The 12,198-nt window shown below is 33.6% G+C and carries 10 protein-coding genes; 1 reads left to right on the top strand and 9 read right to left on the bottom strand.

The genetic code is table 11. The annotated features are described in order from the left end of the window. Nucleotides 1–48: 48 nt before the first annotated feature. The 3 genes from purB to PP176A_RS15240 form a co-directional block, all read right to left on the bottom strand. On the bottom strand, nt 49–1,482 hold the full coding sequence (gene purB / locus PP176A_RS15250) for an adenylosuccinate lyase (protein ID WP_071141338.1): 1,434 nt from the start codon (nt 1,480–1,482) through the stop codon (nt 49–51). A gap of 193 nt (nt 1,483–1,675) precedes the next feature. After that, entirely contained in the window at nt 1,676–4,909 is a 3,234-nt protein-coding gene (locus tag PP176A_RS15245) for a DEAD/DEAH box helicase (protein WP_071141337.1), read from the bottom strand. Between the two features lie 81 nt (nt 4,910–4,990). Beyond that, entirely contained in the window at nt 4,991–5,749 is a 759-nt protein-coding gene (locus tag PP176A_RS15240; protein ID WP_071141336.1) for an acyl-[acyl-carrier-protein] thioesterase, read from the bottom strand. A gap of 223 nt (nt 5,750–5,972) precedes the next feature. Here PP176A_RS15240 and namA point away from each other — a divergent pair, with 223 nt between their 5' ends. Continuing rightward, nucleotides 5,973–6,998: an NADPH dehydrogenase NamA gene (gene namA / locus PP176A_RS15235; RefSeq protein WP_071141335.1), complete on the top strand. Its 1,026-nt coding sequence runs from the start codon at nt 5,973–5,975 to the stop codon at nt 6,996–6,998. 50 nt (nt 6,999–7,048) lie between these two features. Here namA and PP176A_RS15230 read toward each other — a convergent pair whose 3' ends face one another. The 6 genes from PP176A_RS15230 to PP176A_RS15205 form a co-directional block, all read right to left on the bottom strand. Next, nucleotides 7,049–7,579: an ECF transporter S component gene (locus PP176A_RS15230; protein ID WP_071141334.1), complete on the bottom strand. Its 531-nt coding sequence runs from the start codon at nt 7,577–7,579 to the stop codon at nt 7,049–7,051. A 63-nt stretch (nt 7,580–7,642) separates the two neighbouring features. Continuing rightward, a complete protein-coding gene (locus tag PP176A_RS15225; protein WP_071141333.1) occupies nt 7,643–8,056 on the bottom strand; it encodes a DUF3842 family protein in 414 nt (137 codons plus the stop codon). A gap of 2 nt (nt 8,057–8,058) precedes the next feature. Next, the gene (locus PP176A_RS15220) at nt 8,059–8,490 is read right to left on the bottom strand and encodes a DUF1893 domain-containing protein (RefSeq protein ID WP_071141332.1); all 432 of its coding nucleotides are present in this window, start codon (nt 8,488–8,490) and stop codon (nt 8,059–8,061) included. A gap of 369 nt (nt 8,491–8,859) precedes the next feature. Further along, the gene (locus PP176A_RS15215; RefSeq protein ID WP_071141331.1) at nt 8,860–9,429 is read right to left on the bottom strand and encodes a UbiX family flavin prenyltransferase; all 570 of its coding nucleotides are present in this window, start codon (nt 9,427–9,429) and stop codon (nt 8,860–8,862) included. 43 nt (nt 9,430–9,472) lie between these two features. Next, nucleotides 9,473–10,729: an SLC13 family permease gene (locus PP176A_RS15210; protein WP_071141330.1), complete on the bottom strand. Its 1,257-nt coding sequence runs from the start codon at nt 10,727–10,729 to the stop codon at nt 9,473–9,475. Between the two features lie 81 nt (nt 10,730–10,810). Beyond that, nucleotides 10,811–12,175 (bottom strand): UbiD family decarboxylase, encoded by a 1,365-nt coding sequence (locus tag PP176A_RS15205; protein WP_071141329.1) that lies wholly within the window; start codon nt 12,173–12,175, stop codon nt 10,811–10,813. Nucleotides 12,176–12,198 lie beyond the last annotated feature (23 nt).

The following is a 12,198-nucleotide window of genomic DNA, read 5'->3' as shown; positions in this document are numbered from 1 at the left end:
TGATAAATATTTAAGTTTTAATTCCGTATTAAATATTTTAAGATTAGTTTATACAGTTAACTCTGATTTCATGTTTAGTATATCTTTATTTTTCTCAATAACAGGATTTATATATTTTTCTAAAAACTCTTCTACCTGTTCTTTAGATCTGCCGATAAAATTTTTAGGTTCCATAATACTCATAATTTCTTCCTTAGTTAAGCCAAACATTTTGTCTTTAGCAATCCTCTCTATTAAATCATTGGGCTTGCCCTCAATCTTTACAGTTCTTGATGCAGCCATAGAATGAACCCTTATGTGCTCGTGAAGCTCTTGCCTGTCTCCTCCCCTTTTAACTGCATCCATCATTATATTTTCAGTAGCCATAAAGGGAAGCTCCTGCTTTATTCTTTGTTCAATTACCTTAGGATATACTACAAGGCCATCAGCTACATTCATATATATATTAAGAATTGAATCCACAGCTAAAAATCCTTCCGAAATACTTATACGTCTGTTTGCCGAATCATCCAATGTTCTTTCAAACCATTGAGTACTTGCCGTTATGGCAGGGTTTAAAGCATTAACTATTACATATCTTGATAACGAAGATATCCTTTCACAACGCATTGGGTTTCTCTTATACGCCATAGCTGAAGAACCGATTTGATGCTTTTCAAAGGGCTCTTCTATTTCCTTCAAATGCTGAAGGAGACGAATATCATTGCTGAATTTATACGCACTTTGAGCTATTCCGCTGAGAATATTCAAAAATTGGCTGTCTAACTTTCTGGTATAAGTCTGCCCTGAGACGGGAAATACTTTCTCAAACCCCATCTGCTTTGCAATCATCATGTCAAGCTTTTTAACTTTTTCCTGGTCTCCTTCAAACAGTTCCAAAAAACTTGCTTGAGTGCCGGTAGTTCCTTTACAGCCAAGAAGTTTTGTTTTTGATAACTGGTAATCAATATCCTCCAAGTCAAGAAGTAAATCCTGAATCCATAAGGTCGCTCTTTTCCCTACCGTAGTAAGCTGGGCAGGTTGAAAATGAGTAAAAGCCAAAGTAGGCATTTCTCTATATTTATAAGCAAATTTAGACAGTGAATTTATTGCATTTATTACTTTTTTGCGAATAAGCTTCAGTGCTTCCACCATTATAATTATATCAGTATTATCTCCTACATAACAGGAAGTTGCTCCCAGATGTATAATGGGCTTTGCCTTAGGGCATTGAAGTCCGTAAGCATATACATGGGCCATTACGTCATGGCGTACTTCTCTCTCCCTTTCTTCCGCTTCCTTATAGTTTATGTCATCTTTGTGACTTATCATCTCATCTATCTGTTCTTCCGTGATATTAAGCCCCAACTCCTTCTCAGCCTTAGCTAACGCAATCCACAGCCTCCTCCACGTTTTAAACTTCATATCCGGCGAAAACAAATATTGCATTTCCTTACTTGCATATCTCGTATTAAAAGGACTTTCATAAGTATTCTTCAACATCATCATCCTTCCTTCAAAAATAAAAACAAGCCTTTAATTATATTCCCTATAAAATATAATATAAACAATTTTTTTAAATTTTTTATAATAAATATTATTGAGTAAACAATATAATTAAACTACATATTTATATTACCATTATAATCAACAAAAATAAAGATATTTTAAATTATGTTCAGATATATTTTTTGATTTATGATTCAAATAAATAACTTATTTCATCTTGGCTCATCTTGGATATAAGGGTTTCTCCTTCTACTATTACTTTGTCTATTATTTCCTTTTTTCTTTCCTGAAGCTTAAATATCTTTTCTTTAATAGTCCCCTTAGTCACCAACTTTATAACCTGAACCGTATTCTTCTGTCCTATTCTGTAAGCCCTATCCGTAGCTTGTTCTTCCACAGCAGGATTCCACCAGGGATCAAAATGTATTACCATATCGGCTCCGATTAGATTTAATCCTGTTCCTCCGGCTTTTAGCGATATTAAAAACACCTTTCCCACGCCTTCATTAAATTCTCTGACTAAATTTCCCCTTTCCTGCGGAATTACAGAACCATCAAGATACATATAGGATATGTTGTTTTTTTCCAACATGGTCTTTATAATTCCAAGCATAGTAGTAAACTGAGAAAACAAAAGAATTCTCCTACCTCCGTCTATAGCATCCTTTAGTATTTCCTCAAGAGAATTTAGCTTTCCGCTTTCCCCTGTGTAATTTTCAATGAATATTGCCGGATGACAGCATATCTGTCTCAATCTTGTAAGTCCTGCTAAAATTTTAATCTGACTTTTATTAAATCCTTTATCCTTTATTTCCTTTTCTATTTCCCCTCTAATTGATTTCAGATAAGCAAGATATATTTTTTTCTGTTCTTTTGTCATATCCACGACTATTCTTTGCTCTATTTTATCTGGTAACTCCTTTAATACGTCTTTTTTAAGCCTTCTGAGAATAAAAGGTTTTATACGATTGTTTAAGTCATCAAGGGTTCTTTCATCTTGTCCCTTAACAATAGGTTTTTCATATTTTTCTAAAAATTTTCTGTTGGACAATAAATATCCGGGCATTAAAAAATCAAAAATAGACCACAATTCTATTAACGAATTTTCCATAGGAGTTCCTGTCAGGGCAAAATAATTATTTGCCTTTATTTTTTTTACCGAATTTGCATTTAATGAACGATAATTTTTTATATGCTGTGCTTCATCTAATATACAACACCTGAATTCAAATTTTTGATAAAGATCTATATCCCTTCTGATAAGAGGATAAGATGTTATAACCATATCATAATCTCCTAAGCTTTTAATCAATTCCTTTCTTCCCGGTTTGTTTCCTACAATTATCAGTACCTTGAGATCCGATGTAAATTTGCGTACTTCTTCTTCCCAGTTATACACTAAAGACGTGGGTGCTATTATAAGAGAAGGCATAGGGCCCTTTTCCCTCTTTTCCGAAAGTAAAAACGTAATAATTTGAAGGGTTTTTCCAAGCCCCATATCGTCTGCCAATATCCCTCCGAATCCATACTTTGATAAAGTTTTTAACCACTTGAATCCAAATTTCTGATAATCTCTGAGAATGCCTTTTAGTTCCGCCGGTATTTCATATTCTATGTCATTCGGTTCATTTATATCTTGAACAAGTTTCTTGAAATTATCATCCTCTTTTACAAAATTTAATCCCTTTTCCTTCAAAAAATTATTTAGACAAATTGAATTAAATCGATGTATAGTCATGGTCCCATTTTTAAACTTTCTTTTGTCAGTGCCGAAATATTCTGCTATATTCCTGACATCCATAAGTTCCTTGTTGTCGAGAGGCAAAAATGAACCGTCTTTTAATCTAAAATATTTTTTCTTTTCCTTTATGGATTTAAACACCTGTTCTAATTCTTTAGAATCAATCCCATCTATTTCAAAATTAAATTCCAACATGTTTAATTTTTTATTAAGTTTTATTCCTCCCGAGAAATATGAGGAATTCTTAATACTTAAACCTTTAAAACTTTCCGAATAATATATATTACAACATTCCTGTAATTTTGGAATAACTTCATATATAAAATCAAATATTTTTTCTTCCTTGTCTATGTATATTCCTCCATCTATAACTTTAAAGTCTCCTTCTTCCAACAATTTAAAAATATGTTTTTCTTTTTCTCTGTCCCTAAGCAATATTCTTTCCTTATTTACAGAAACATCCATCCTTGAACTGAAAGGATTTATAATTATGTCTTCATATATAAAACTTACTTTGCCTAAGATTACCTCGTCCTGTCTGTCAAAATAAATATCACATTTGAATTCAGGACTATATATTGCATCTTCTACCTTTTTGTCTATGTCTAAATTAACTTTATTTTTAATATTAGGCAAGACTTCCGAAATGAAGTCCTCCTTATATTGTTCCGGTATTCTCAAAATTCCATTTTTACTATGCATTATCTCGTTGTATAAAGGGATAATACTTTCTTTTTGTTCTTGGGAAATTCTATATATTTGATTTCTATGAAAAAAATATTCACCATCGGAAGTAAGAGGGAAAGTGTCTTCCTCGGAATTAATATCGATTATTAAATCTGAATTTTTGCCCTTAATCTTTATGTTAAAAAGCAAATCATCTTCCATTATTGTTATATTCTCATATTTTCTTCCCATTATATCAGCATTGAATTTTTGCCCATTCATCAGACTAAAAAAACTTTTTAAGGCTATGGGAGTAAGAAGAACTTTTTGATTTCTAAAAATATTTTCTTTCTTAAAGCCATATTCAGAATAATTTATTTCATAATTTTCATATAGGAGCCTTAAGAAGTTGATAATTCCCATATCTTCATCTTTGAATTTATGAATTTGAGGAGAAAATTTAAAATTTTTTCCAAAATTTATATCTTCTCCGGTCTCTAAACTTCGAAGAAAACCCTTTATATTTTTAACTACATATAACCTATCTTCTCCAATTTTTAAATTCAGATATGAGGACTCTCCTACTTTTTGATATGGCTTCATATTGAATTCGTATTCGCATTCTATATTTACTGAAACTTTTTCTTCTTCATCTTTATCTCTATAATACTCTATTATATTTTTAGCACTGTTTTTATCAATTCTTTCTCCAAAGGCTCCCATCGATTCAAATTCTTTTATCTTAAGTAAAAAGGCAATTATATGTTTGCAGTCACCCGAATATTTAGCATAGGCAGGACATGTACAACTGGAGGATAAAAGATTTCCCATACTGTCAAAAACAGCAGAAACCTCATAGTTCTCATTTCCCCTTACGATTCCCTTGAATCGGGTACACTCCTTATTAAATTTCACATTGGATACTCTTCCGCTTTCATAATATTGTCTGCCTCTTATATAGGACTCATAACTTTTAGCTATATCCATAAGAATCCTGTCATTTATTTTTAACATGATTCACCTCTAAAAACAAATTTAAAATTCTTTACATATAACACATACAATATTATTTTATCATAATTTCGGTAAAAATTTTTATATATTTTTTTCTATTTCTATATCCGCCCTAAATACAATATCATTGTTCTTTTCTCTGATTCCTTCCATATATATTATATTTTCATCAAATTTAGAAACGTCCTTGCAAATTAAAATGGCATCATCAGGCAGAGCTTCGTTCATATAATTGATCTGAATGGATTTGACTCTATATCTCTTATGATTTTCAAAGGAAAAACAATCCATAATAAAGTCAATATATTTTGAATTGTTAAGATGCCCGTTCACATCAATATCACTATATCCCACGATTTTTTTATATATAACCTCACGCTCTTTAATTGCTTTTAATCTCCCCAATTTACATTCAATAGCTCGCCTTGCAATTATAGGCGAAGGTTTATAAGGGATTAAACTGCTTTTCTTTAATTCTCTTGTAGTTTTATCAATTATTACCCAAGTGGAAATGCTTCTGATAATTATATTTCCATGAATATCTCTTACAATAAAATCTCTTTCAAACTCATATTTTTTAGGCTCCTGATGCCAAGTTTCCATAATTATCTCATCATTCCATTGAGGATATTTTATTATATCAGCCTTAAGCCTAATCAAAACCCAAGCCACATTATACTCCTTATCTAAAGTGTCAAGTCCCACACCAAGTTCTTCGGAATGTAAATTTGCAGACTCTTGAAAAAACAAAAATAGAGTACTTAATTTTAACTTTTTCATAAAATCCACATCATCAAATTCCAAATGATATCTTTTTTTAAATATTGAATTTACCATCATTAATTTGTCCCCCTCAACATACAGTATCGATTATTATTCTTCTTAAATCAATCAAGTTGATCTCGCTTTTATGGAAAATATTTGATTTATTGTTATAAAATCTTTATATTTAACTTATCATATAATCCGCCATATATCAAATAAACTATACTTCCGTATAAATTCCATCATTGATTATATCATATAAAAAAATGGTATATATTAAAGTAAGGTGGTGATATATTTGAAAATTTTTAAAGAGTATGATTTAAAGGGAATGAACTTAAAAAATAGAATAGTAATGCCTCCCATGTGTATGTATTCCTCGGATAATGATGGGTTTGTAAAGGATTTTCACAAAACTCATTATATATCAAGGGCTGTCGGAGGCGTTGGATTGATTATCGTAGAAGCCACGGCTGTAGTTCCGAGGGGAAAAATAAGCAGTAATGATCTGGGAATATGGAAAGATGAACATATACCCGGGCTAAAATCATTAGTTGAAGGCTGTAAAGAATACGGTGCAAAAATAGCTGTCCAATTGGCTCATGCAGGAAGAAAATGCGATGCGGACGAAGAATATACCGTTGCCCCTTCTTCAATTAATTTCAGCAGCCATTATAAAATTCCAAAGGAGTTAACCATAGATGAAGTAAAGGAGATAATAAAAAATTTCAGAGACGGAGCAAAAAGAGCCGATAAAGCAGGATTTGACACGATAGAAATTCATGGAGCTCACGGATATTTAATTCATGAATTTCTGTCGCCTCTTTCTAACAGAAGAACCGATGAATATGGGGGCAGTTTAGAAAACAGAACAAGGTTTTTGAGAGAAATTATAGCCGCAGTCAAAGAAGTTTGGCCTAAAGACAAGCCGATTCTTCTTAGAGTCTCTGCCGACGATTATAAAGAAGGCGGCATTGATATTAAAGAAATGATCAAAATAATCAATACAGTAAAAAGTGAAATAGATATGGTCCATGTAAGTTCGGGAGGATTATTGGAAGACGTAAAAATCAAGACTTATCCCGGTTATCAAGTCTCCTATGCCGAAGCTATAAGAAAAGAATGCGGCATACCGACAATTGCTGTAGGTTTAATTAAGGAATACGATCATGTAGAGGATATACTTTCAAATAACAGAGCAGATTTGGTAGCTCTCGGAAGGGAATTGCTGAGAAACCCCTATTGGGTATTGATTAACGCTTATAAACACGGGTATAATACGGACGTGAAATATCCGAAGCAGTATGAAAGAGGGTTTAAATAAAAAGCTACCCCGAACCCAGTCAAACGGGTTTGGGGCAATTTTATTGTATTTTAATTATTTGTACCTACTTTATAATTTTTCCCCAAAACCTGCATCAAAGAAGGTATAAGTATCAATTGAATGACTATCCCCGGAAGTCCCGTAACTACAGCTCCTTTAACGTAAGTAAAGGCATTCATCTGCACTCCGAAGAACGAAGACAGTATAAATACAATTATCCCTGCTATCACCCTTCCTGAAATCATAGAAATAATAAGGGACGGTATGGAAGAAAGTCTTAATTTTCTAACGGCCAAAGCCGCTGCCAATCCATAAGTTCCTAATTCAAACATCATAATTAAGGCCATCGGAAACATGGGCGGCATACCCGTGAAAATGCTATTTAGCAAAGGCGTAATCAGTCCCAATAAAAAAGCGAATAATGGCGGCAACATAAATCCTCCTATTAAAACCGGTATATGCATAGGTAAAAACATAGAACCCGCCATACCTCCTACAGCATGGAATATCAGCGGAATTATAATTCCCAATGCCAACAATATACCGGATAAAATTAAATCTCTTGTAGTAAATTTTTTCATATTCTAACCCTCCTAAAAAAATAACCACGAAAGTTTCCTTCCTAGGAAAAAACCTTCGTGGTTTTATTTTTTCAACATCATTTTTATTTTTTCTATTAATATATCAAAAAGCTGTTTCAATTGACAATTTTCAAGACCTATTATTTCAAAATTACATTTGTTTATAGGCAACAAAAGTTTTTTTGCATTACTGCCTGAAATAGCCTCCGCCATCTTCGGACTTATTTCTCCCATCATGGAGTTAGCTGCAATTATTGCCATAGGTCCGATAATAACATCTGCTTTGTTGCTCATCCAAACTATTGCATTTTCCCCGGTAGCACCGTCATTTGCTCCGGCCTTCAGCATATTAGCCGTAGCTTGGGAATTTGTTCCCAACGCAATGATTTCAATATCACTGTTTTTTAAAGACTTCAGTCTTTCTATTACCTGACAGCCTATGCCTCCGCCTTTTCCGTCTATTACAGCAATCTTCAATATCATACCTCCCTTTTCATACTTCCCATAAATTCCGATATTCTTTGAATCAGTTCTTGGGGATTATCTATACCGTAAGCCAGCTTTTCTACCGGACACATATCCGTCTTATCCCTGTTTTTAATATATGGTGAATATTCTTCATAAAAATATTTAATACCACTGTTTTTAAAAATTCTTATAGCTTCATCGGAAATAAGGTCAGTGTGAATTTCCGCTATCTTTCCATACCTACACAGAATTGCGGCGGCTCTGCCCGTAACTCTGTCTGCAACGCCGGAGCCTTCAAGTCCTTCCTTGAAATTTGTCACAGCAGTATATATAGGCTCTATCCCTCTGTCGGCACTCGTAAACAGTATATTCCCTTCTTTTACCACAACCAATGTAAGATTTTTTTCTTCAATAATTTTTTCAGCCAGCTCTAAATCTTTCATCTGTTCAACTCCCTCATATAATATAGAATATCAGATTTTGTCATGTTTTTCAATTTTAAAAATCTTTAACTATAGGATTTCTATCAAAAGAAGTCAAGTACTCACAGGAGTTTTCGTATAACAATATTTGAAAGTATTCCTCTTGGATTTTTTTAGTTTTAACTAATTTTTATAACATTACCCATATTTTAGGGATACAGAATTTATTATTATCTATTCATGATCCTGCATCCCTAAAACTTATGTTATACCTGTTTCAAAATAAAATCTTACCAAAAATCATTATCTTCAATCATCTTTTTCTCTCAAAAAAATCTTTCCTTCATATAACTATTATTATTTCATCACAAACTATAACCCACTAAATCATTAATGAGTTCCGTTCCAGCGTGTAAAAAGGTTATGCTCAATTTCCAATGTGTCTAAAATTTTCCCAACCAGATGATTTATTACATCAGAAAGTGTTTTTGGTTTTGTATAAAATCCTATACATGGCGGAAGAATTACAACCCCCATCTTGGAAAGCGAATACATATTTTGTAAATGAATAACTGATAATGGTGTTTCTCTAGGTACTATAATTAGACGGCGATGTTCTTTTAGCATCACATCTGCCGCTCTGGTAATCAAATTATAAGAAAAACCGCAAGCAATAGCAGATAATGTCTTCATACTACATGGGATAATAACCATTCCATCAGTATGAAATGAACCGCTAGAAATTGATGCCGCCAAATCATCCGAGGGATGATATACATCAGCTAAAGCTTTTACCTGTTCAATAGTATAATCAGTTTCCAATTCAATTGTATGTTCTGCCCATTTACTAAGTACTAAGTGAGTTTCTATCTCTCTACAGCTAAGTTCTTCTAAAAGACGAATTCCCAAGATAGCTCCCGAAGCACCTGTAATAGCTACAACAATTCTCTTTGAATTCATTAACAGAACCCTTCTTTCTCAACTTCTATTATAATTTATGTGCTTAGAAAATGCCCAATTGAGATGCAATTAATCCCACTAATGCTACAACTATACCTCCTACAATGCCCATAAGTAATTGCTTGGTAAAATATTTCGAAGCTTCCTGTTCTCCAAGCTGCTGTCCTAAATTTTGCATAATCAAAGCACCATTGGCAGATAAAGGTCCTAAACTTGAAGCAAAGGCTCCTACTGCGGTAGCAGTCACGGCAAGTTGAACGGAAGCACCGGGAATTAATTTAATAATACCAGGTATAGTAGGAATTAAAGTAATAATACATAACCTGGATATGGTACCACCTAATACCATAATACTTGATGTCAAACTCATAAAAGAAGCAACAGTATTATTACTCATAATTTGGGCTAATCCGTTACTCATAAGTTCAAAACCTTTTAATGAGGACACTAAATTTACCAGTGTTCCTACCCCACATATAAGCAATAAAGAACCTAAAGGAACATTCTTAATGGCGTCCTTGGATTTAGAACAACCCAATAAAATGCATGCAACAGCAACAATAACACCAGCCCAGCCCACATCAATTTTTAGAAATATAACCAATGCCAAAACGGCAATGATACCAACTATGCTAATAATCTGATGTTTAGTGAAGGGAGGAAAATCTTCTAAAACTTCATTCTTCAGTTCTCCCTTTATTTTGTATCCACCCAGAATAAAATAAATCACAGTAAAACTCACAGTAAAAGCAATTAAGGCATAAATATAAATAGAAAAAAGATTTACACTAAGACCTGCCTGTTCACATGCAGAAGTAATGTTGGCTGTAAACTCGTTAATTGGGCTATAACATCCAGTTGCTATACCATAACCACCAGCAATACCAAACAGCAATGGATTACTGCCGGAAGCAAGTGCCAACGAAATACCTATGCCGCTTAATATAGCCATACCTGCTAAACTGTTTATCCCAATAGAACCCATAATTACACCGGTAAAAAAAATAAAAAATGGCAAAAGTTTAATATTTTTTCCGGTTTTTTTCAGCATTTTTTTCGCTAACAGTTCCAAGGAACCGTTAGCTCGTGCAATGCCGAAAAACAACATAATTCCAAACAGACGCACAAACAGTGTTGTAGGAAAAAACTTCATAATTTCTACATCGGGAATACCAGCAATACGACCAATAAAATAAGCTATAAGCAGTCCTAATATACCCAAGTGAAGAGGATTCTTCTTGAACGCACCGACTACGAACACAAAAACAACTGCAAGTAGAGATATAAGTGCCATATCCATAATTTTTGACCTCCAATCAATTTTTTAAATTTAATAATAAATTATTTGTTTGACTAATTTTTTTATAATTTTCTAAATGTTTTATAGCAAATAACTGTCTAAATCAATTTCCTTTTCACCGGGAATCTGAATACGATGAAATTTATTTGTTGCTTTATCTGCCATTGGAATAGTTGCATCAATACCCATCTTAGCAGATAATCCATCCTTAGAAGACGGATCTAGTTTATTACCGCACGCCCCAGATATAATGAATACATCTTTGTCTGCCTGGCAACGTGTTGCAATAGCCCAGTTTACATCTACAGGATCAAAAATATCCACATCAGTATCAACTACAACCACATGTTTAATTTCTTGACTGCTACCCAATGCAGCAAAAATTGCGTTTTTAGCTTCGCCTGCATTCTTTTTATCTATCTGTATCACAAGATGGTATCTGCCTGTACCCCCTGGCGTTAAATGAACTGCTTTAGTTGTAGGAACGGAATGTTGAATTATTTTTAACAAACCTCCTTCTCTGGCAACAGCACCAAGCATAGTATGTTCATCTGTTGCAGGCACTATAGTCTGAAAAATTGGATTATTACGGCTGACCATACATGTAAGTTCAACGACCTCACGATTCTTTTGTGGACCATAATACTTAGGATATTCTCCAAAAGGCCCTTCAGGTTTACGAACATTAGGTAAAATTTTACCTTCTAATACTATTTCCGCATGAGCAGGATACTCTATATCCACTGTCTCTCCCTTTACCAGTTCTATTGGCTTTCCATAAAGAGCTCCGGCAATACCAAACTCATCAAAACCCATTGCTACAATAGCCTGAGAAGAAAGCAATACAATCGGATCCAATCCGATACAAATTGCAATTTCCAATGGTTGTCCAGCTTTCTCAGCCATACGTTGCAAAGCCATTAAATGACGTGGTAAAAGTAATACACCCAAATGGTTCTTATCATTTACCTGGAGGCGATGAATTGAAACATTACGTTCTCCGGTTACAGGATTTTTTGCTACTACTACTCCGGCAGTAATATACTGCCCGTTATCCTTCTCGTGGTGAATCGGAATAGGTAGGTTGTATAAATTTACATCTTTTATGATAACTTCTTTCACCGGTGCACTTTTACTGTCCACTATTACTGGTTGAATAGGATGAGATTGTGCATCCGCAAAATGTTCACTCATTTTGTCTACTGTTACTCCCATGGCCTGAGCAAACATCTTACGATTCCCCGTAAGACCTGTAACTACAGGAATTTTATTTCCCAAAGGCAAGTTTTTCCCTATTGGATGATCAAAACAGAGCGCATATTTACCGCAGGCTTTCTTTCCTACTGCAGCCAATTCAAATTCCAAATTAACCTCTTTTGTGATATGTTTCAAGATTCCATTTTGTTCTAATATGCCCATCCATTCACGCAAAGATTTGTATTTCATTTATAATCCTCCTCTATAAATTT

This window comes from Sporanaerobacter sp. PP17-6a, from assembly GCF_900095615.1.
In the GTDB taxonomy this organism is placed as follows: domain Bacteria; phylum Bacillota; class Clostridia; order Tissierellales; family Acidilutibacteraceae; genus Acidilutibacter; species Acidilutibacter cellobiosedens.
Note: the sequence above shows the minus strand (reverse complement) of the source record. Positions and strands in the feature narration are given on the sequence as shown.